The sequence below is a fragment of the Streptomyces sp. NPDC001135 genome (assembly GCF_053598395.1).
Genome location: NZ_JBSFKD010000031.1, coordinates 97,439 through 118,822 on the forward strand (window position 1 = coordinate 97,439; position 21,384 = coordinate 118,822).

The 21,384-nt window shown below is 72.1% G+C and carries 19 protein-coding genes; 14 read left to right on the plus strand and 5 right to left on the minus strand.

Going from position 1 to position 21,384, the window contains the following annotated elements; translation table 11 throughout:
* Positions 1-194 precede the first annotated feature (194 nt).
* Entirely contained in the window at positions 195-1,283 is a 1,089-nt protein-coding gene (locus tag ACWC94_RS31405; RefSeq protein WP_450800661.1) for a branched-chain amino acid aminotransferase, read from the plus strand.
* Here the strand turns inward: ACWC94_RS31405 and ACWC94_RS31410 are convergent.
* Positions 1,280-2,749 carry a cytosine permease gene (locus tag ACWC94_RS31410; RefSeq protein WP_450800662.1) on the minus strand — a complete coding sequence of 490 codons (1,470 nt, stop codon included), beginning with the start codon at positions 2,747-2,749 and terminating at the stop codon, positions 1,280-1,282. The two genes, ACWC94_RS31405 and ACWC94_RS31410, sit on opposite strands and share 4 nt — an antisense overlap.
* Positions 2,750-2,892: 143 nt before the next feature.
* On the opposite strand from ACWC94_RS31410, the gene ureA reads away from it, so the two are divergent.
* Genes ureA through ACWC94_RS31435 form a run of 5 tightly spaced genes read left to right on the plus strand, consistent with a single transcriptional unit; the run spans position 2,893 to position 7,277 of the window.
* Positions 2,893-3,591, plus strand: coding sequence for an urease subunit gamma (gene ureA, locus ACWC94_RS31415; protein ID WP_450800663.1), 699 nt, complete (start codon positions 2,893-2,895; stop codon positions 3,589-3,591).
* Positions 3,588-5,312: an urease subunit alpha gene (locus ACWC94_RS31420; protein WP_450800664.1), complete on the plus strand. Its 1,725-nt coding sequence runs from the start codon at positions 3,588-3,590 to the stop codon at positions 5,310-5,312. Before ureA ends, ACWC94_RS31420 begins: the two co-directional genes overlap by 4 nt.
* A gap of 16 nt (positions 5,313-5,328) precedes the next feature.
* A complete protein-coding gene (locus tag ACWC94_RS31425) occupies positions 5,329-6,372 on the plus strand; it encodes an agmatine deiminase family protein (RefSeq protein ID WP_450800665.1) in 1,044 nt (347 codons plus the stop codon).
* A gap of 27 nt (positions 6,373-6,399) precedes the next feature.
* Positions 6,400-6,663, plus strand: a complete 264-nt coding sequence (locus ACWC94_RS31430; RefSeq protein WP_450800666.1) for a hypothetical protein — start codon at positions 6,400-6,402, stop codon at positions 6,661-6,663.
* Positions 6,660-7,277 carry a TetR/AcrR family transcriptional regulator gene (locus ACWC94_RS31435; protein ID WP_450800667.1) on the plus strand — a complete coding sequence of 206 codons (618 nt, stop codon included), beginning with the start codon at positions 6,660-6,662 and terminating at the stop codon, positions 7,275-7,277. Before ACWC94_RS31430 ends, ACWC94_RS31435 begins: the two co-directional genes overlap by 4 nt.
* Here the strand turns inward: ACWC94_RS31435 and ACWC94_RS31440 are convergent.
* Both ACWC94_RS31440 and ACWC94_RS31445 read right to left on the minus strand, forming a co-directional pair.
* Positions 7,243-7,950: an ABC transporter ATP-binding protein gene (locus ACWC94_RS31440; RefSeq protein ID WP_450800668.1), complete on the minus strand. Its 708-nt coding sequence runs from the start codon at positions 7,948-7,950 to the stop codon at positions 7,243-7,245. The genes ACWC94_RS31435 and ACWC94_RS31440 overlap by 35 nt on opposite strands.
* Positions 7,947-9,035, minus strand: coding sequence for an ABC transporter permease (locus ACWC94_RS31445; RefSeq protein ID WP_450800669.1), 1,089 nt, complete (start codon positions 9,033-9,035; stop codon positions 7,947-7,949). The genes ACWC94_RS31440 and ACWC94_RS31445 overlap by 4 nt, the downstream gene beginning before the upstream one ends.
* Positions 9,036-9,205: 170 nt before the next feature.
* Between ACWC94_RS31445 and ACWC94_RS31450 the strand changes: the two genes are divergently transcribed.
* The 5 genes from ACWC94_RS31450 to ACWC94_RS31470 all read left to right on the plus strand — a co-directional run bounded on the left by ACWC94_RS31450 (position 9,206) and on the right by ACWC94_RS31470 (position 14,860).
* Positions 9,206-10,492 carry a sensor histidine kinase gene (locus tag ACWC94_RS31450; RefSeq protein WP_450800670.1) on the plus strand — a complete coding sequence of 429 codons (1,287 nt, stop codon included), beginning with the start codon at positions 9,206-9,208 and terminating at the stop codon, positions 10,490-10,492.
* A complete protein-coding gene (locus ACWC94_RS31455) occupies positions 10,489-11,124 on the plus strand; it encodes a response regulator (protein ID WP_450800671.1) in 636 nt (211 codons plus the stop codon). The genes ACWC94_RS31450 and ACWC94_RS31455 overlap by 4 nt, the downstream gene beginning before the upstream one ends.
* A gap of 78 nt (positions 11,125-11,202) precedes the next feature.
* Positions 11,203-12,525 carry an MFS transporter gene (locus ACWC94_RS31460; RefSeq protein WP_450800672.1) on the plus strand — a complete coding sequence of 441 codons (1,323 nt, stop codon included), beginning with the start codon at positions 11,203-11,205 and terminating at the stop codon, positions 12,523-12,525.
* Positions 12,526-12,810: 285 nt separating this feature from the next.
* On the plus strand, positions 12,811-14,421 hold the full coding sequence (gene cimA / locus ACWC94_RS31465) for a citramalate synthase (protein WP_450800673.1): 1,611 nt from the start codon (positions 12,811-12,813) through the stop codon (positions 14,419-14,421).
* Between the two features lie 13 nt (positions 14,422-14,434).
* The gene (locus ACWC94_RS31470; RefSeq protein ID WP_450800674.1) at positions 14,435-14,860 is read left to right on the plus strand and encodes a VOC family protein; all 426 of its coding nucleotides are present in this window, start codon (positions 14,435-14,437) and stop codon (positions 14,858-14,860) included.
* Between the two features lie 23 nt (positions 14,861-14,883).
* Here ACWC94_RS31470 and ACWC94_RS31475 read toward each other — a convergent pair whose 3' ends face one another.
* Complete coding sequence (locus ACWC94_RS31475) at positions 14,884-15,483, minus strand: GOLPH3/VPS74 family protein (protein ID WP_450800675.1); 600 nt, start codon at positions 15,481-15,483, stop codon at positions 14,884-14,886.
* A 191-nt stretch (positions 15,484-15,674) separates the two neighbouring features.
* Here ACWC94_RS31475 and ACWC94_RS31480 point away from each other — a divergent pair, with 191 nt between their 5' ends.
* Together ACWC94_RS31480 and ACWC94_RS31485 are read left to right on the plus strand one after the other, a co-directional pair.
* Complete coding sequence (locus tag ACWC94_RS31480) at positions 15,675-18,722, plus strand: glycoside hydrolase family 3 protein (RefSeq protein WP_450800676.1); 3,048 nt, start codon at positions 15,675-15,677, stop codon at positions 18,720-18,722.
* A gap of 48 nt (positions 18,723-18,770) precedes the next feature.
* Positions 18,771-20,153, plus strand: coding sequence for a hypothetical protein (locus ACWC94_RS31485; protein WP_450800677.1), 1,383 nt, complete (start codon positions 18,771-18,773; stop codon positions 20,151-20,153).
* Between the two features lie 69 nt (positions 20,154-20,222).
* Here the strand turns inward: ACWC94_RS31485 and ACWC94_RS31490 are convergent, their stop codons facing one another.
* On the minus strand, positions 20,223-20,834 hold the full coding sequence (locus tag ACWC94_RS31490; protein ID WP_450800679.1) for a YceI family protein: 612 nt from the start codon (positions 20,832-20,834) through the stop codon (positions 20,223-20,225).
* Between the two features lie 338 nt (positions 20,835-21,172).
* Here ACWC94_RS31490 and ACWC94_RS31495 point away from each other — a divergent pair.
* Positions 21,173-21,384 (plus strand): carboxyl transferase domain-containing protein (locus ACWC94_RS31495; protein WP_450800680.1); only part of this gene is annotated, 212 nt, incomplete at its 3' end.

Below are 21,384 nucleotides of genomic sequence, written 5' to 3' on the forward strand. Positions count from 1 at the left end.
TTTTCCTGTGCCTCGCCGGGTGCCACCATCAACCCTTGGGTCGCTTTCACCCCCATTCCGTCGGCCGCAGCCCCCGCGCGATAATCGAACGCGGAGCCGCGGTATGAGGGAATGCTCGGACGTCCTAAAACCGGCCACCGGCCGTGTGCGGGGCGGTTAAGCGGCCTGTCACTACAACCGGTGAAGGACAACACATGACGACGCCCACGATCGAGCTCAAGCCCTCCGCCAGCCCCCTCGCCGCCGCCGAGCGCGAGGCGATCCTGGCCAACCCCGGGTTCGGCCGCCACTTCACCGACCACATGGTGACGATCAGGTGGACCGAGGGCCGCGGCTGGCACGACGCCCAGCTCGTCCCGTACGGCCCGATCTCCCTGGACCCCTCCACCCACGTCCTGCACTACGGCCAGGAGATCTTCGAGGGGCTCAAGGCCTACCGCCAGCCCGACGGCTCGATCGCGTTGTTCCGCCCCGAGGCGAACGCCCGCCGCTTCCGCACCTCCGCCCGCCGCATGGCCATGGCCGAGCTGCCCGAGGAACTGTTCATCGCCGCGCTGGACGCCCTGCTCACCCAGGACGCCGACTGGGTCCCGGCGCACGGCGGCGAGAAGGCGCTGTACCTGCGCCCGTTCATGTTCGCCACGGAGGCGGCGCTCGGCGTGCACCCGGCGAACGAGTACCTGTTCATGCTCATCGCCTCGCCCTCCGGTGCCTACTTCGCCGGTGGGGTCAAGCCGGTCACCATCTGGGTCTCCGAGGACCACGTCCGTGCCGTCCCCGGCGGCACCGGTGACGCCAAGACCGGCGGCAACTACGCCGCCTCCCTGCTCCCGCAGGCCGAGGCCGCCGCGCACGGCTGCGACCAGGTCGTCTACCTCGACGCCGTCACCCGCACCAAGGTCGAGGAGAGCGGCAGCATGAACGTCGCCTTCGTCTACGGCGACCGGATCGTCACCCCGGAGCTGACCGGCTCGATCCTGGAGGGCATCACCCGCGACTCCCTGCTCCAGGTCGCCCGCGACCTCGGGTACACCGCCGAGGAGGGCGTGGTCACCCTTGAGCAGTGGCGCGCGGACGCCGCTTCCGGCGCCCTCACCGAGGTCTTCGCCTGCGGCACCGCCGCCGTGGTCACGCCCATCGGTCACGTCAAGACCAAGACGGACGCCTGGAGCCACGGCGACGGCACCCCCGGCGAGGTCACCCTTCGGCTGCGGGACGCTCTGCTGGGCATCCAGCGGGGCGTGACGGAGGACAAGCACGGCTGGATGCACAGGATCGGTTAAGCGCGCGGTTCGTATGGCCGTGAAGGGGTGTCGGGCGTCCGCGCGTCAGCTGTGGCTGGTCGCACGGTTCCCCGCGCCCCTTGGGCGCGTTCCGTGAGCGTCAGCAGCAGGTACGCCACCCCGCCCACCGCCCCCGACAGCAAGAAGCTGCAGTCCACCCCGCCGGTCAGGCGCAGCAGCGGGCCCTGGTACGTCGGCAGGGACACCGCCAGCAGGCCGACCACGGCGCCCAGCGCCCAGGAGACGGTCGCCCGTACGTTCCAGCCCGCCCGGTACCAGTAGACACCGCCCCGCGAGCGGCGGTTGAAGACCTGCAGGGCGTCGGCGTCGTACACACCCCGGCAGCGGGCGAAGCCGATGAGGGTGATGACGGCCCACGGGGTGCCGATGGCGGTGAGCAGCAGCACGAAGGACGTCATCGCGGACTGCGCGTTCCAGGCGTAGTGGCCGACGAAGACGCAGGCCGTGGCGACGACGGCGACCGTGTAGGTGGCCCGGGCGCGGGAGGCCCTCGGCAGGATCGCGTCCAGGTCCAGGCCCATGGAGTACAGCATCAGACCGGCGTTGCCGACCGAGCCGGCGGACGCGGACAGCAGCAGCGGGATCAGGTACCAGGTGGGGGAGACCACCACCAGCGGGCCCGCGTAGTCGGTGGCCGAGTGGGCCGCGTACGCCGTGAAGGTGCCGAACAGCTGCGGCACCAGCAGGCCGAGGACGAGTCCGAGCCAGGTGGCGTGCAGCACCCGGCGGCTGGAGTGCCGCCGCGGCGAGATGTAGCGGGTGTAGTCGCCGAGCAGGGTGATGAAGGCGATGGGGCCGGACAGGCCGGCGGCCACCGCCGCCAGGAACCACGTCGGCCAGAACGAGCCGAGCAGATAGCCGCCGGCGTCGGGCAGCGCGGCCGTGGTGAAGTGCGGGGCGTAGGCGACGATCCCGAGGACCAGCAGGGCCGTCATGCCGATGGCGAGGACGCGGGACATGGCGAGCAGCACCCGGTACCCGTACACCGCGCCGGTGACGGTCGCCGCCGCGAGCACCGCGTAGACGAGGGCGTACGACACCCCGTCCGCCGGCACCCCGAAGAGCCGGCCGAGCACGCTCAGCATCACATCGCCGCCGATCCACACGGTCAGCGCCGTGTAGCCGAGGGCGAGCAGCAGACCGACCACCGAGCCGACCAGCCGGCCCCGGACGCCGAACTGGGCGCCGGAGGAGGTGGACAGGTTGGTGGCGGTGCGCAGGGAAATGAGGGCGAGCGGGGCCGTGACGGCCGTACCGACCACCGTTCCCGCCACGATCGCGCTCACCGACGCCCACCAGCCGAGCCCGAACGACGGCGGCAGCCACCCGAAGATGATCACCCCGAGGCAGAGGTTGGAGCCGAGCAGGATCGAGACGAGGTCGCGCGGACCGCTGGTCCGCTCCGCGTCCGGGATCGTGTCGACTCCGCGCTGTTCTATCGGCATGGCTGGTCTCCTTCGACTACCGCCAGAGAGTTAGAGCGACGTTCAATGTCCGTGAAGCCTCGCCCGCAGTCAATGCTTCTGTTTCACGAATCCTGTGTTTAGAGTGGTGCTCTAACCGGGTGATGGCAAGGAGGTGCCGCGACGTGAGACTCACCCCCACGGAACGTGACCGGCTGCTGCTCTTCGGAGCCGCCGAGCTGGCCCGGGCCCGCCGGGCGCGCGGCCTCAGACTGAACGTGCCGGAGGCCACCGCGCTGATCGCGGACACCGTGTGCGAGGCGGCCCGGGACGGCAGGCGGCTCGCCGAGGCCATCGAGGCGGCCCGCTCCGTGCTCGGCCCCGGGGACGTGCTGCCGGGCGTCGCCGACGTCGTCACCGAGGTGATGGTCGAGGCCGTCTTCGACGACGGCTCCCGGCTCGCCGTGGTCTCCGACCCCATCGGCGGCGGCCTCGGCGAGCGGGCACCGGGCGCGCTGCTGCCCGGACCCCAGCACACCGACCCCGCACCGGTCCTCCGGCTGCCGGTCACCAACACCGCGACCGTGCCGGTCTCCGTCACCTCCCACTTCCACTTCTTCGAGGCCAACCCCCGCCTGGACTTCGAGCGCCACAAGGCCTACGGCATGCGGCTCGCCGTACCCGCCGGGTCGTCCGTGCGGTTCGGGCCGGGGGAGTGCGAGGAGGTCGGTCTCGTCCCCCTCGGCGGCGACCGCATCGCGATCGGCTTCGCCGGACTGGTCGACGGGCCGCTGGACGCGCCCGGCGCGAAGGACGAGGCCCTGCGCAGGGCCGCCGCATGCGGATACCTGGGAGCGACGACGGACGGAGGCGACACGCGATGAGCCGCTCGAAGGGGCGAGAGGTGAGCCGGGCGATCCACATCGACCCGCACGCCTACGCGGCCACCCACGGCCCCCGCGCCGGCGACCGGGTCCGCCTCGGCGACTCGGGCCTGACCATCCGCGTCGAGTCCGACTCCCAGCGCTACGGCGACGAGTTCCTGGCCGGCTTCGGCAAGACCGCCCGCGACGGACTGCACCTCAAGGCCGCCGCCGTCCGCGAGACCTGCGACGTCGTGATCAGCAACGTCGTCGTGATCGACGCGGTGCAGGGCATCCGGAAGGTGTCCATCGGCATCCGGGAAGGCCGGATCTGCGCCATCGGACGCGCCGGCAACCCCGACACCCTCGACGGCGTCGACGTGGTCGTCGGCACCGGCACCTCCATCGTGTCCGGCGAGGGGCTCATCGCCACCGCCGGCGCCGTCGACACCCATGTCCATCTGCTGTCGCCGCGCATCATGGAGGCCTCCCTCGCCTCCGGCGTGACCACGGTCATCGGGCAGGAGTTCGGCCCGGTGTGGGGCGTCGGCGTCAACTCGCCCTGGGCGCTGCGCCACGCCTTCAACGCCTTCGACGCTTGGCCGGTCAACATCGGCTTCCTGGGCCGGGGGTCGTCGTCGCGCGACGCTCCCCTGATCGAGGCGCTGGCCGAGGGCGGGGCGAGCGGCTTCAAGGTGCACGAGGACATGGGCGCCCACACCCGCGCCCTGGACACCGCCCTGCGGGTCGCCGAGGAGCACGACGTCCAGGTCGCCCTGCACAGCGACGGCCTGAACGAGTGCCTGTCGGTCGAGGACACCCTGAAGGTGCTTCAGGGCCGCACCATCCACGCCTTCCACATCGAGGGCTGCGGCGGCGGACACGTGCCGAACGTGCTGAAGATGGCCGGTGTCCCCCACGTCATCGGCTCCTCCACCAACCCCACCCTGCCCTTCGGCCGGGACGCGGTCGCCGAGCACTACGGCATGATCGTCTCCGTCCACGACCTCAAGCCGGACCTGCCCGGCGACGCCGCCATGGCCCGAGACCGCATCCGGGCCGGCACGATGGGCGCCGAGGACGTGCTGCACGACCTGGGCGCGATCGGCATCACCTCCTCCGACGCCCAGGGCATGGGCCGGGCCGGTGAGACCGTCCGCCGTACGTTCGCCATGGCCGGCAAGATGAAGGCCGAGCTGGGGCCCCTGGAGGGTGACGGCGAGGGCGACGACAACGCCCGCGTCCTGCGCTACATGGCCAAGCTGACGATCAACCCGGCCATCGCCCACGGCCTCGCGCACGAGGTCGGCTCGATCGAGACCGGCAAGCTGGCGGACATCGTGCTGTGGCGCCCGGAGTACTTCGGCGCCAAGCCGCAGCTGGTGCTGAAGTCCGGCTTCCCGGCGTACGGCGTGACCGGCGACCCCAACGCGGCCACCGACACCTGCGAACCCCTCGTCCTGGGCCCGCAGTTCGGCTCGTACGGCGCCACGGCCGCCGACATCTCCGTCGCGTTCGTCGCCCGGGCGGCCGTGGACCAGGGCAACGACACCATGCCCACCCGGCGCCGCCGGGTCGCCGTGCGCGGCACCCGGGGCATCGGCCCCGCCGACCTGCGGCTGAACGCCCGTCTCGGAGCGGTGGACGTCGACCGGCGCACCGGTCTGGTCACCCTCGACGGCGCCCCGCTGCGCTCCGAGCCAGCCGACTCCGTCTCCCTCAACCGCCTGTACTTCCTCTAACCCTCAGGGACCTCACATGACCACCCCCGCCGCCGACGGCTTCCGTATGCCCGCCGAGTGGACCCCGCACGAGCGCACCTGGATGGCGTGGCCGGGCCCCAACCCCACTTTCGACGACCCGGACGACCTCCGCCTCTCCCGCATGGCCTGGGCCTCGGTGGCCCGCGCGGTCCTGCGCTTCGAACCGGTGACGGTCGTGTGCGGCCCCGGGCAGTCGGCGGACGCGCAGGCGCTGCTCGGCCCCGGCATCGACACGGTCGAGCGCGAGCTGGACGACGCCTGGATGCGGGACACCGGACCCACCTTCCTCACCAACGGCAAGGGCGAACTGGCCGCCGTGGACTGGACGTTCAACGGCTGGGGTGCGCAGGACTGGGCCCGCTGGGAGCACGACTCCAAGATCGCCGCGTATGTCTCCGACCTCGCGGGCGCGAAGACGTACGCCTCGAAGCTGGTCAACGAGGGCGGCGCGATCCACGTCGACGGCGAGGGCACCGTGCTGCTCACCGAGACCGTGCAGCTCGGCCCCGAGCGCAACCCGCACTGGTCGAAGGCGGAGGTCGAGGCCGAGATCCACGCCCACCTCGGCACCAGCAGGGCGATCTGGCTGCCGCGCGGCCTGACCGGCGACTACCCTCCCCACGGATTCGGCACCCTCGGCCACGTCGACATCGTGGCCGCCTTCGCCCGGCCGGGCGTCGTCGTGGCGCACTCCCAGCCGGACCCCGCCCACCCCGACCACGAGGTCACCAAGGAGGTCATCGGCCTCCTGAAGTCGGCGACCGACGCGCGCGGACGCCGCCTGGAGGTCGTGGAGGTCCCCGCCCCGACCGTCCTGGAGGCCGACGGCCACTGGGCCGACTACTCCTACATCAACCACTACCTCTGCAACGGCGGCGTCGTCCTGTGCGGCTTCGACGACCCGCGCGACGAGATCGCCGCCGGGATCTTCCGCCGCCTGTTCCCCGAGCGGACCGTCACCCTGGTGGACGCGCGTACGATCTTCGCGGGTGGGGGCGGCATCCACTGCATCACCCAGCAGCAGCCGAAGGTCCGCTGAGGTCCGGGCGTCGGGTAGAACATACGGGTGAACGTCCTGGTGTGCGCGGCCCGCGGCCGCCGTCTCAGCCCGCCGCCGCGGCCGCTGCCCGAGCTGCCCGAACGCCCGGAGCGCGACGGGCGGGACCGTGCGCGGCAGGCCCCGTCGGCCGTGCCGCGCGGCATGTACGCGGTGGGGCCCGAGCCGTCCGTCCCCGGCTGCGGGGTGACAGCGGCGGCGCGGCCCGACGCGTGCACCGGCCCCGGCGAGACCCCCTTCCCGCCCGGCGCCGTACGGACGGTGCCGGCATGAGCGCGACCCCGTCCCCCCGCCGCCGCAGCCCCGCCCCGCCGCGCGAGGAGGTGCTCGCCGCCGCCATGGACATGATCGCCGAGCGCGGGCTGGAGAAGCTCACCATGGCGGCGCTCGGCCGCGAGGTCGGGATGAGCAGCGGGCATCTGCTCTACTACTTCCGCTCCAAGGACGAGCTGCTGCTGCGGACCCTGGAGTGGAGCGAGGGCAGGCTCGGCGCGGAGCGCGGCCGGCTCCTCACCCGCGCGGGGACCTCCCGCGAACGCCTCGAGGCCTACGTCGACCTGTACGTCCCCGACGGCCACCGCGATCCGCACTGGACGCTGTGGCTGGAGGTCTGGAGCCGCTCGCAGAACGCCGACGACGACGCCCGCGGACGCCAGGCCGCCATCGAGGGCGCCTGGCACCGGGACCTGGTCGCCCTGCTCGCCGAGGGCGTCTCGCGCGGCGAGTTCCGCCCCGTCGACGCCGACCGTTTCGCCGCCCGCCTGCGCGCGCTCCTCGACGGCTTCTCCATCCACGTGGCCGTGGGCCTGCGCGGCACGGACCGCGAGCAGGTCCTCACCCACGTACGGGAGTTCATCGCCGATTCGCTGCTGGTACCGGGGGCCTGAGCGCGGACCGGGTCAGTCGGCCGTCCTCGACCTCGGCGACCTGGTCGGCGGCGGCGAGGTGGGCGCGGTCGTGGGTGACCAGGACCGTGGCCGTGCCCCGCTCGTGGGTGAGCCGGGCGAGCAGGCCGATGACGGCGGCCCCGCGTTCGTGGTCCAGGGCGCTGGTCGGCTCGTCGACGAGCAGCACGGCGGGGTCGTTCATCAGGGCGCGGGCGATGTTCACGCGCTGCCGCTGGCCACCGGAGAGCTGGTGCGGGCGCCTCCCGGCCTGGGGGGACAGGCCCACCGCCTCCAGCAGCTCCATCGCCCGGCCGCGGGCCCGGGCCGGGCGGCGGCCGTCGAGCCGAGCCATGACCTGGAGCTGTTCCACAGCGGTCAGTGAGGCCAGCAGGTTCGGCTGCTGGAAGACGATGCCGATCGCGCGGCGGCGCAGTTCCGTGCGTTCACGGCGGCTCATCCCGGTCGTGCCGGTGCCGTCGACGGTGACGGTGCCGGAGTCGGGCGTCACCAGTGTGGCGGCGACCGCGAGCAGACTGGACTTGCCCGAGCCGGAGGGCCCGGCCACCGCGGTCAGGCTGCCCCGGGGGACGTCCAGGGTGACCTGGTCGAGGGCGGTCAGCCGGTCCTCGCCGTCGGGATAGGTGAGGGTGACGGCGGTCAGGTTCAGGCTCATCGGGCACTCCCCAGGGCGGTCAGCGGGTCGACGGAGGTGATGCGGCGGATGGACAGCGCGGCGCCGAGCATCCCCAGCACGACCATCACGACGGCCGGTGGCAGAACGGTCGACGGCGTCAGCAGGAACGGCACCGCACCCCCGGCGAGCCCGGCACCGAGCGCCGCCGCGATGCCGGTGCCGACCAGGGTGCCGCCGACCAGCAGGACGACCGCCTGACCGAGCGCGTCCTTCAGCAGGGTGGCGGTGGACGCGCCGAGCGCCTTGAGCACGGCGACGTCGGCACTGCGCTGGATCGTCCACACGGTGAAGAACGCGCCGACGACCAGGGCGGAGATGGCGAACAGGAAGCCGCGCATCAGCTGGAGCGAGCCGTTCTCGGAGGTGTAGGAGCCGATCGCGGACAGCGAGTCGTCCCTGGTGACGGTTCTGGTGTGCGCGGCCCGGTCGGCGGCCCGTACGTCGGTGCCGGGGGCGGTGTCGAGGGCGATCACGCTCGCGCCGGGGGCGGTGCCGGGGCCGGCCGGTGGTGCTGTCCTGCGCCACACGCCGAGACTGATCCAGACCACAGGGGTGTGGCTGAAGGAGGCGTCACCCCGTACGGCGGCCACGGTCAGCTTCCGACCGGCCAGGGTGAAGGTGTCGCCGGTCCGCAGCCGGAGGCGGTCGGCGGCAGGGACGGTCAGCACCGCCGAACCGTCCTCGATCCGGCCGCTGTCGGGAGCCAGCGGGGAACCGGGCCGCACGCCGAAGGCGGACACCCCGGTGCTCCTGGTTCCGGCGGTGGCCTCGGTGGTGGTGATGCCCAGCGGTTCGGCGCTGCGGACGCCCGGCGTGCGGGCCCACCGCCGCCACTGCCGCTCGGTGACCGTGGAGTGCGCGTACGCCAGGTCCTGCCCGCCGCCGGGCGCCTCGAAGGCGATCCGGTCGGCGGGCAGAGAGGTGATCGCGGAGACGTTCTGCCGGCCGAGCCCGGCGGTCAGCCCGGACAGCAACCCGACCAGCAGGGTGATCAGTGCGATCACCGTGCCCATGAGGGCGAAGCGGCCCTTGGCGAACCTGAGGTCCCGGAAGGCGACGAACACGGCTCGGCCTGCTTTCTGCGCGGGGGAAACGGTCGGTCTCCACCGTCGCCGCCGGGCCCCCGCCCGGACATCTGGCGGGGGACCGTACTTCCCGGATCGAAAGGGAGCCCGCGGCTTCCAACTTTCGGCAGAGGCCGGGCCGCCGCTCGCTTCCTTAGTCTGGGAGGACCGTGAACGCGAACACCCTCTCCCCGACCCCGACCACCCGGGCCCTGGCGTGGTGCCTGCACCTGCTGATCGCGGGCCTGCTGGTGCTGGCCGCCGTCCGGGCCGTCGTCGACGGCCTGCCGCACACCGGGTGGATCGTCGTCGTCGCGGCGGCCTGCGCGGCGGTGTACGCGGCCGGCCCCCTGCTGCCCCGCGTCCGCGCCTCGCGCCCGGCCGCCGCCTGGTGGCTGGCCGCCGCGGGCGCGACGTGGCTGGTGCTGCTGGCCCTGTCCGCCGACGGGGTCTGGGTCGCCTTCCCGCTGTACTTCCTCCAACTGCACCTGCTTCCGCGCCGCGGCGCACTGACCGCCGTGGCCACCACCGCGCTCGCCGCGATCACGGCCTATGCCTTCCACACCGGGTCCTTCGCCCCCGCCATGGCCATCGGCCCGGCGCTCGGCGCCGCCGTCGCGGTGGCCGTGGTGTGGGGCTACCAGGCCCTGTACCGGGAGAGCGAACAGCGCCGCCGGCTGATCGAGGAACTCACCGCCACCCGCGCCGACCTGGCCGAGGCCCAGCACACGGCCGGGGTGCTCGCCGAGCGGGAGCGGCTGGCCCGGGAGATCCACGACACCCTCGCCCAGGGCCTGACCAGCATCCAGCTGCTGCTGCGCGCCGCCGAACGCGCCCTGCCCCAGGCGCCGGAGAACGCGGCCCGCCTCGTCGGCCAGGCCCGGCAGGCGTCCGTGGACAACCTCGCCGAGGCCCGCCGCTTCGTCGCCGCCCTCACCCCGCCCGCCCTTGAGGGCAGCACCCTGGCCGACGCGCTGGAGCGGCTGTGCGCGACCACCGCCGCCCGGCACGGGATCGCCGTCCGCTTCCGCCTCACCGGCGACCCGCGGCCACTGCCGACCGCCCAGGAGGTCGCACTGCTCCGCACGGCCCAGTCGGCCCTCGCCAACACCGTCCGTCACGCCGACGCCACGACCGCCGTGGTCGGCCTCGACCAGTTCGCCGACCGGGTCGCCGTGCACATCACCGACGACGGCAGGGGATTCGACCCCTCGTGTCTCCCCGAACCCGACCCGCACAGCGGCGGCTTCGGCCTGAGGGCGATGCGCACCCGGATCCACAGCCTCGGCGGCACCCTGACGCTCGACTCCGCCCCCGGCCGCGGTACCGCGCTGACCGCCGGTTTCCCCGCGAGCCCGGCTCCCCGGGCCGCGTCCCGCCTCGCCCCGTCCACCGGCACCCGAACCGGCACCCGCACCCACATCCGCACCCACCCCGAATCCGAGGGCCGCCCGTGACCGAGACCTCCATCCGACTGCTCCTCGCCGACGACCACCCGGTGGTGCGAGCCGGGCTGCGTGCCGTGCTGGAGACCGAGGCCGGAATGACCGTGGTGGCCGAGGCGGCCACCGCCGAGGACGCCGTGGCCCGTGCCGCCGCGGGCGGGATCGACGTCGTCCTGATGGACCTCCAGTTCGGCAAGGGCATGAACGGCGCCGCGGCCACCGCCGCCATCACCGCTCGGCCGGGCGCTCCCCGCGTCCTGATCGTGACGACGTACGACACCGACGCCGACACCCTGGCCGCCATCGAGGCCGGGGCCACCGGCTATCTCCTCAAGGACGCCCCGCCCGAGGACCTGGCCGCCGCCGTGCGCACCGCCGCGGCCGGCCGCACCATCCTCGCCCCCGTGGTCGCCGACCGGCTCATGGACCGGCTGCGCGCCCCTGCGACCGCCCTGACCCGGCGCGAGACCGAGGTCCTCACCCTGGTCGCCGAGGGCCTGTCCAACCAGGCAGTCGGTGCCCGGCTGCATCTCACGGAGGGCACCGTCAAGTCCCATCTGGCCCGGGTGTACGCCAAGCTCGGCGTCGAGTCCCGCACCGCCGCCGTCGCCACCGCCACCGACCTCGGCGTCATCCGCCGCTGAGCCGGTCCTCGTAACGGGCCCCAACTCCCGCGCCGGGTAAAGGAATCGTTTCCTCCACCGCCGGGCATGTACCGGCCCATGGGACGACAACAGTGGAAGAGGATCTGGGTCGGTTCGGCGGGCAACATGGTCGAGTGGTTCGACTGGTTCGTGTACGCGAGCTTCGCCACCTACTTCGCCGGCGCGTTCTTCCCGAAGGGCAATCCCACGGCCCAGCTCATGAACACCGCCGGCATCTTCGCCGTCGGATTCTTCATGCGGCCCGTGGGCGGCTGGGTGCTCGGCAGGGTCGGCGACCGCAAGGGCCGCAAGGCGGCGCTGACGCTGACCGTCACGCTGATGTCGGCGTCGGCGATCCTCATCGCGGTCGCCCCCACCTACACGGTCGCCGGCTACGGCGGCGCGCTCGTGCTGCTCGTCGCCCGTCTGCTGCAAGGCCTGTCGGTGGGCGGCGAGTACGCGGCCAGCGCCACCTATCTGACGGAGGCCTCGGACCCGAAGCGGCGCGGGTTCGCCTCCAGCTTCCAGTACGTCTCCATGACCGCCGGCCAGATCGCCGGCCTCGGCCTGCAGATCATCCTGCAGCGGACCATGTCCGACAGCGCCCTGCACAGCTACGGCTGGCGCATCCCGTTCGTCGTGGGCGCCCTCGGCGCCGCCGTCGTCTTCTACCTGCGGCGCACCATGCTGGAGACCGAGGTGTACGCGGAGGACGCCTCGCACGCCGAGGAGCGCGGCACCCTGCGCGCGCTGTGGGCGCACAGGCGGGAGGCGTTCCTCGTCATCGCCCTCACCATGGGCGGCACGGTCGCGTACTACACGTACACCACCTATCTGACCAAGTACCTCTCCAACTCGGCCGGCCTGTCCAAGCAGACCGCCACGCTCGTCTCGTTCACCGCGCTGATCGTCTTCGCCGCCCTCCAGCCCCTCGCGGGAGCCCTCTCCGACCGGATCGGCCGGCGCCCGCTGCTGATCGCCTTCGCGGTCGGCTCCACCCTCCTCACGGTGCCGGTCATGACCTTGCTCAAGCACGTGGACGGCTACTGGCCGGCCCTCGGGCTCGCCCTGCTCGCGCTGGTCGTCGTCACCGGCTACACCTCGATCAACGCCTGCGTGAAGGCCGAGCTGTTCCCGACCGGGGTCCGCGCGCTCGGCGTGGCCCTGCCGTACGCCCTCGCCAACGCCCTCTTCGGCGGCACCGCGGAATACATCGCCCTGTGGTTCAAGAAGGCCGGGACCGAGTCCGGCTTCTCCTGGTACGTGGCGGGCTGTGCCGCCGTGTCCCTCGTGGTGTACGTCACCATGCGGGAGACGAGGGACCTGGATCTGACCCGGGTGAAGGCCGGCCAGGAAGCCGCGGCGGGCTCCGGGGAGTCCAGCCTGACGCCCGCATCCTGAGACGGGCGACGAGCCGGGGGCGGGTTTGTGCCAGACTGCCCCCGTGCTCTCGTTCGCCATGATTATGGGCAGCAGGCGCGCCGGTCCGCAGTGACCACCTCGTACGAACAGGTGCGGGTGGCCACCGTCGTCCTCGACCCGCGCGCAGACCTCTCGCACCCGCGAGGGGTTTTTTCGTTTTCCGGCCCACCTACAGCCGGGAGCGCAGCGCGAGGGACCATTGGGGGGACGGTGGAGCCGGTCATTCCGGTAAGACCGAAGATTCACAACAGGAGCCTTGAGACCATGACCGAGACGGCAACCAGCGAGCTCGACGACTCGTTCCACGTCTTCGACACCACGCTGCGCGACGGCGCGCAGCGCGAGGGCATCAACCTCACCGTCGCGGACAAGCTCGCCATCGCACGGCACCTGGACGACTTCGGCGTGGGCTTCATCGAGGGCGGCTGGCCCGGCGCGAACCCGCGCGACACCGAGTTCTTCGCCCGGGCGCAGGCGGAGATCGACTTCAAGCACGCCCAGCTGGTCGCCTTCGGTGCCACCCGCCGCGCCGGCGCCAAAGCCGCCGAGGACCCCCAGGTCAGGGCCCTGCTGCAGTCCGGCGCCCCGGTGATCACCCTGGTCGCCAAGTCGCACGACCGGCATGTGGAGCTGGCGCTGCGCACCACCCTGGACGAGAACCTGGACATGGTCCGCGACACCGTGTCGTACCTGAAGGACCAGGGCCGCCGGGTGTTCGTGGACTGCGAGCACTTCTTCGACGGCTACCGCGCCAACCCCGAGTACGCCAAGGCGGTCGTCCGTACGGCGGCGGAGGCCGGCGCCGACGTCGTCATCCTGTGCGACACCAACGGCGGCATGCTCCCCGCCCAGATCCACGCCGTCGTCTCCACCGTCCTCGCCGACACCGGCGCCCGGCTCGGCATCCACGCCCAGGACGACACCGGCTGCGCGGTCGCCAACACACTCGCCGCCGTCGACGCGGGCGCCACCCATGTGCAGTGCACGGCCAACGGCTACGGCGAGCGCGTCGGCAACGCCAACCTCTTCCCGGTCGTCGCCGCCCTGGAGCTCAAGTACGGCAAGAAGGTGCTGCCCGACGGCAGGCTCCGCGAGACGACCCGGATCTCGCACGCCATCGCCGAGGTCGTCAACCTCACCCCGTCCACCCACCAGCCCTACGTCGGGGTCTCCGCCTTCGCGCACAAGGCCGGCCTGCACGCTTCCGCGATCAAGGTCGACCCGGACCTGTACCAGCACATCGACCCCGAACTGGTCGGCAACACCATGCGGATGCTGGTCTCCGACATGGCCGGCCGCGCCTCGATCGAGCTGAAGGGCAAGGAGCTCGGCATCGACCTCGGCGGCGACCGTGAGCTGGTCGGCCGGGTGGTCGAGCGCGTGAAGGAGCGGGAGCTCAACGGCTACACGTACGAGGCCGCCGACGCCTCCTTCGAACTCCTGCTGCGCACCGAGGTCGAGGGCCGCCCGCTGAAGTACTTCGACGTGGAGTCCTGGCGGGCGATCGTCGAGGACCGCCCGGACGGCACCCACGCCAACGAGGCCACCGTCAAGCTGTGGGCCAAGAGCGAGCGGATCGTGGCCACGGCCGAGGGCAACGGTCCCGTCAACGCCCTGGACCGCGCCCTGCGGGTGGCCCTGGAGAAGATCTACCCGCAGCTCGCCAAGCTGGAACTGGTCGACTACAAGGTCCGCATCCTGGAGGGCAAGCACGGCACCTCCTCCACCACCCGGGTCCTGATCTCCACTTCGGACGGCTCCGGCGAGTGGTCCACGGTCGGCGTGGCCGACAACGTCATCGCCGCGTCCTGGCAGGCCCTGGAGGACGCGTACACGTACGGTCTGCTGCGGGCGGGCGTGGAGCCGGCGGAGTAGTCACAGTGGAGGCATGACCTCAGACAACGCCGATCCGCTGTCCCGGGCCCGCCCGGCCACCCGGCTGCCCGCCGGGGACCTGGAGCGGGCCCGGCGCTTCTACGCCGACAAGCTCGGCCTCGAGCCCGTCGACGAACGCCCCGGCGGGCTGCTGTACCGGTGTGGCGGGATCGACTTCGTGGTGTTCCGCTCCACCGGGGTCTCGCCCGGCACCTTCACCCAGATGGGCTTCGAGGTCGACGACCTGGACGCGGTCGTGGCGGAGCTGAGGCGGCGCGGGGTGGTGTTCGAGGACGTGGACGTGCCCGGCTTCCGCACCCGGGACGGCATCGCCGACATCGAGGGCAACTATCCGAGCAAGGGTGCGCGCGGGGAGCGAGCCGCCTGGTTCCGGGACAGTGAGGGCAATCTGTTGGGCATCGGACAGCCGGTCTTCTGATGCCCAGCCGGGTCTTGCGGGGTTCAGGGCGCCCGCCAGATGTTGTCGAAGGCCACGTTCTCGATGCGCCGCCGTTCGCGCACCGCCTCCAGCTCGGTCACCGCGTCACCGACCGCCACCAGGACGGTGAGGACCGCCTCGTCGCCGGGCTCCTCCTCGGGCGGCCCCTCGCCCCGGATGCCCAGGGTGGCGCCGAGCCCGGCGAGCACCGGCTCACGGGACCACCAGCGGTCGGCGGCGTGCCGCCGGGCCGGGGTGTCGGCCGCCGCTGCCTTGTCGGCACGGTGCGGCCAGCGGTGCCGCTTCCCGGAGAGTTGCCCCTCGGCGTCCAGCACGTCGCGGTAGGCCACGGCCAGTCCCTCCCCCCGGCGCCACAGCCAGTCCTCGACCGTCTCGTACGGTTCCTCCCGCACCAGCGCCGCCCCGGCCTCGTCCAGCATCCGGTCACCCGTGGTCAGGACCGGGCCGGGCACGATGCGCCCACCGTCCAGGGTGAGAGCCCGTGCGCCGAGCAGATCGATCAGCTCGGCCCCCGCGAGCGCCAGCGACAGATCACCCTGTTCGACGGGTTGATCGCCGGGCACGTCGAGACTGACGAGGAACAGATCCTGCGGTGTGGTCATAGCCCTACCATGGGCCGCGAATCCCGGAAGCGCAGCATGGCGACCGTCGTGTCCGCGGATCCCGGTGTCCGCCTGTCCGCTGAGGCCGCGGTGGAATGTCTGACGTGACGTCTTGACGGGTCTGTGGGCCGTTAGTTAACTCACGGCGTGAGCTAAGTCATGAGTGAACCGTGAGAGCCGAGGGAAGGTCTATGCCGAGAACCGCCCTGCTCGTCTCCGGGGCCTTGCTCGCCGCCCTGTTGCCCCTGTCCGCCGCCGCCCACGCCGCCGACGACCCCGCACCCTCCCCCACTGCCTTGAGGGCGGGGGAGGTGCCCGCACCCGTCGACCGCTTCGAGGGCGAGGTCCCCTTCGCCTCCCAGCCCGCCGACGGCATCTTCCCCTGGGGGAGCGACGCCGACGACCCGCCCGCTCTCCACCTCGCCGACCGCGCCGACGCCCCCGAGGGCGCCAAGGTCCTCACCGGCACCTACGACATCAGCGGCTACGGCGGCTTCACCCACGACTTCGCCGCCGACCGGCCGGCCCACGACTGGTCCGCCCACCAGGGCATCCGCTTCTGGTGGGAGGGCCGGAACAACGGCCGGAAGATCGCCTTCGAGATCAAGGACGGCGGCACGAACGGGGAGGCCTCCGAACTCTGGACGACGTCCTTCACCGACGACTTCACCGGCTGGAAGCAGATCGAGATCCCCTTCACCGACTTCGTCTACCGCACCGACTACCAGCCCGTCGGCGGCATCGACCACGTCCTCGGCCTCACCCGGATGTGGGGGTACGCCGTCACGCTCCCGGCCGGCACCAAGGGCGACTTCGCCATGGACGACGTCGAGCTGTACGGAAAGGCCGACCAGTCGCTGCGCGCCTCCGTCGGCACCGACGCGCCCGTCCACCCGGTCAAGGCGGGCGACACCGCCCAGGTGAAGGTCACCCTGGCGACGACCGGGGACCGGCCCGTCGACGAGCCCGTGACGGTCACGTACAAGACCGAGGGCGGCACCGCCACCGCCGGCCAGGACTACACCCCGACCGAGGGCACCCTCACCTTCCCGGCCGGCACCGCCTCGGGCGCGACGCGGACCATCGAGGTGGCGACCCTGAGGAACAAGGGCGCCGCACCCGCGAAGACCATCCCGCTGGGGCTCACGGTCACCGGCGCCAAGGCACCCGCCGAGGCCCCGCAGATCGTCATCGACGCGCACGGACTGCCGTACCTGAACAGCAAGTTGCCCGTGAAGAAGCGCGTCGCCGATCTGCTGTCCCGCATGTCCCTTCAGGAGAAGGCCGGGCAGATGACCCAGGCCGAGCGCGGGGCCGTCGGGGGCGGCGGTGACATCGCGACGTACGCCCTCGGCTCGCTCCTCTCCGGCGGCGGCTCCACGCCCACGCCCAACACCCCCGAGGCCTGGGCGAAGATGATCGACGGCTTCCAACTCCGGTCGCAGGCAACCCGGTTCCAGATCCCGCTGATCTACGGTGTCGACGCGGTCCACGGCCACAACAACCTGAGCGGCGCCACGATCATGCCGCACAACATCGGCATCGGCGCGAGCCGGGACCCCCAACTCGCCTACCGGGCAGGCACGGTGACGGCCGCCGAGGTCCGTGCCACCGGCATCCCCTGGGACTTCGCTCCCTGCCTGTGCGTGAGCCGCGACGAACGCTGGGGCCGCTCCTACGAGTCCTTCGGCGAGGACCCCGCCCTCGTGCAGTCCATGGAGACCGTCATCCAGGGCCTCCAGGGCCGGGCCGACGGACGCGACCTGAGCCGGAACGACAAGGTACTCGCCACCGCCAAACACTTCGCCGGCGACGGCGGCACCGCGTACGGCTCGTCCACCACCGGCACCTACACCATCGACCAGGGCGTCACCACGGTCACCCGGCAACAGTTGGAGGACATCCACCTGGCGCCGTACAAGACGGCCGTCGAGCGGGGCATCGGCACGGTCATGCCCTCGTACTCCTCCCTCGACATCACCGGCGACGGCCAGGGCGCGGTGAAGATGCACGCCCGCGGCGACATGATCAACGGTGTGCTCAAGGACCGGATGGGCTTCGACGGCTTCGTCATCAGCGACTGGAACGCCATCGACCAGCTCCCCGGCGACTACGCCACCCACGTCCGCACGGCGGTGAACGCGGGCGTCGACATGATGATGGTGCCGTACTCCTACAAGGACTTCAGCGGCACGCTCGTCGACGAGGTGAAGGCGGGCCGGATCAGCGAGAAGCGGATCGACGACGCTGTCTCCCGCATCCTCACCCAGAAGTTCAGGCTGGGGCTGTTCGAGCACCCGTACGCCGACACCGGCGGCGCCGCCGCCATCGGCTCCCCGGCCCACCGCGCGGTCGCCCGCCGGGCAGCCGCCGAGTCGCAGGTCCTGCTGAAGAACAGCGGCGACGTCCTGCCGCTGAGGAAGAGCGAGAAGGTCTACGTCGCCGGGTCGAACGCCGACGACCTCGGCAACCAGACCGGCGGCTGGACCATCACCTGGCAGGGCGCGTCCGGCACCCACACCCGGGGCACGACCATCCTGCAGGGCATGCGCGAGGCCGGCGGGAACATCACGTACTCCAAGGACGCCTCGGCACCTCTGGAGGGCCACGACGTCGGTGTGGTCGTCGTCGGCGAGACCCCGTACGCCGAGGGCGTCGGCGACGTCGGCAACGGCCACGGCCTGCAGCTGTCCGCCGCCGACCGGGCGGCCGTGGACAGGGTGTGCGCGGCCATGAAGTGCGCGGTGCTGATCGTCTCCGGCCGCCCGCAGCTGATCGGCGACCGGCTCGGCACGATCGACGCCCTGGTGGCCTCCTGGCTCCCCGGCACCGAGGGCGGGGGCGTCGCCGACGTCCTCTACGGCAGGCGCCCCTTCACCGGACAGCTGCCGGTCACCTGGCCGAAGTCCGAGTCGCAACTGCCGATCAACGTGGGCGACGCGTCGTACGACCCCCAGTTCCCGTACGGCTGGGGCCTGACCACGCGCACCGTCGTCCCGCGCGGCGGTACGGCCACCCTGAGGGCGCTGGGCGCGGCGGCGACGGCGGCCGAACGGGCGGGCGCCGACCGGGCCGGCCGCGCGCTGGTGACCACGGCGCGGCTGATCGTCCAGAACCGGGTGGGGGAGCGGATGACCCCGGCGGTGGCGAAACCCTTCGCCGACGCCGACCACCTGCTGCTGACCGGCCGGTACGGAAAGGCGGTGGAGAGGCTGACGGAGGCGTACCGGGCCGTGTAGACCGGTACCGTTCGCCCGATTACGGGAGGCTTCGGGTAGCTTCGAAGCATGAAGGCCGTCCTGCGGACCCGAAGCCTCCCAGCACTTCTGCTGGCCGCCCTCGCCCTGATCACGGCGACCCTGTTCGCGCCCTCGGCGAGCGCGCAGACCGGCGTCTCCACGATCGCCGGGGCCCTGCGCGCAGGCCCGGTCTACGTCGACCCGGCCGCCTCGGCCCAGCTGTCGAAGGCGGACGCCGACGCGCTCGCGAAACGCATCAAGGACGCGGACAAACCGCTGTTCATCGCGGTGCTCCCCGCCGACTACCCGACGGCCGGCCTGTTCTCGAAGCTCCGCGCCGCCACCGGTATCACCGGCCTGTACGGCATCCGCCTCGGCGACCGCTTCGACGCCCGCGCCGACGCCTCCGTCATGTCGGCGACGGCCCGGCGGAACCTGGTGGCGAGCGTCCAGGGCGAGTCGGCCAAGGCCCAGCTCACCGACTTCACCGACCGGGCCCTGGCCCACATGGGCGGCCACGCCCCGAAGAGCTGGGGCGGCTCGGGCGGCGGAGCCGGCGGTGCGTCGGGTGCGGCCCTGATCGCGGTCGGCGCGGTGGTGGTGGCGGGCGGCGTGGGCGCGTACACGCTGGTCCGCCGCAACCGCCGGCGCCGCGAGGAAGAACAGCGGGCCGCCCTCGACCGTCTCCGGGTGGTCGTGGACGAGGACATCACCGCCTTCGGCGAGGAACTGGACCGTCTCGACTTCCAGCCGGCCGGGCCCGGCGCCGACGACGCGATGCGCGCCGACTACGAGCACGCCCTCGACGCCTACGACACCGCCAAACAGCGTATGGCGCAGGCGAGCCGCCCGGAGGACGTGCGCACGGTCACCGAGGCCCTGGAGGACGGCCGCTTCTCCCTGGCCCGGCTGGCCGCCCGCCGCGACGGCAGCCCCCTGCCCGAGCGCCGCCCGCCCTGCTTCTTCGACCCCCGGCACGGCCCCTCGGTGACCGACGCCACCTGGACCCCGCCCGGCGGTGCCGCGCGTCAGGTCCCCGTCTGCGCGGCCGACGCCACCCGGCTGGCCGACGGCCGCGACCCGGTGATCCGCGAGGTCGACACGGACTACGGCCGCCGCCCCTACTGGGACGCGGGTCCCGCCTACGGCCCCTGGGCGGGCGGCTACTTCGGCGGCGGCATCCTGCCCGGCCTGCTCGTCGGCACCCTGCTCGGCAGCATCATGGCCACGCCGTCGTACGCCGCCGACTACGGCACGGGCTACGGCGACTTCGGCTCCGGGTACGGCGGTGACTTCGGGGGCGACCACACGGGCGGTGACGTGTCCGGCACGGACTTCGACCCCGGGGACTTCGGGGGCGGGTTCGGGGACGGCGGCGACTTCGGCGGAGGGGACAGCGGGGGCGGGGGCGACTTCGGCGGCGGATTCTGAAGCCGCCCCGCACGGTCCTCACACCTCCGCGTCCGCTCCATCGGCACGGCGCTCACCTGCGCCTACTGGTCAGCCGGAATGGCGAATGGCCGAGATGTCGAAGTTCAGCTTGATCTTGTCGGAGACGAGGACGCCGCCGGTCTCCAGTGCCGCGTTCCAGGTCAGACCCCATTCGGAGCGGAGGATCTCGGCCTTGCCCTCGAAGCCGACGCGCTCGTTGCCGAACGGGTCCTTCGCGGCGCCGTGGAACTCCAGGTCGATGGTGATCGGCTTGGTGACCCCGAGCAGGGAGAGGTCGCCGGTGATGCGGTAGTCGTCACCGCCCAGGGCCTCCGCCCTGGTGGAGCGGAAGGTCATGACCGGGAACTCGTCGGTCTTGAAGAAGTCGGACGACTTCAGGTGGCCGTCCCGGTCGGCGTTGCCGGTGTCGATGCTCTCCATCTTGATGTCGAGCGTGGCGGTGGACCTGCTGGGGTCCGATCCGTCCAGGTGCAGCGTGCCGGTGACGTCGTGGAAAACGCCCTTGACGTTGGTGACCATGGCGTGCCGGGCGACGAAACCGATCGTGGTGTGCGCCGGGTCGATCGCGTAGTCACCGGTCAGAGCGGTGAGGTCGGGGCCCACGGCCATTGGCGTGGCGGTGGTCGCGGGGGTGCTGTCCTTGCGGCTGAAGAAGCCCATGTCGTGCTCCGGGGATTCCGAGTGATCTGTTGAAGGTTAAACAACCTGACGGCTTCGACCATAACCCCATTTAGTTCGAGTTTCAACAGTGTCCGTGGTGTGGGTCCGCGGACCCCGTCCGAGGGTCCGTGTCACTCTGGGGATGGCATCTGCGCCCCGCGAATGCGAGGTGGCTCCGGGATGACGTCTTTGTGTCCTCCCTACAACGCTGATGCCCCGTGAGCAGTCGGAAGGGCTGCACGCCGCCATGGTTCTGTTCACTGGCACCAGGAAACCGGGCCGGAGACTGTACGGAACCGACGGCTCGCTTTCCTTGGCATCCTTCGTAAGGTCGCTACATGACCGTTTTGGAAGAGACGACGGGTGAGCCGACCAGCGAGCCGACGGACGCCCGCGGACGGGTCGCCGAGCTGCACGAGATCCGTGCCCAGGCCGTGGCGGGTCCGAGCGAGAAGGCGACCGAGGCGCAGCACGCCAAGGGCAAGCTGACCGCGCGGGAGCGGATCGAGCTGCTCGTGGACCCGGGGTCCTTCCAGGAGGTCGAGCAGTT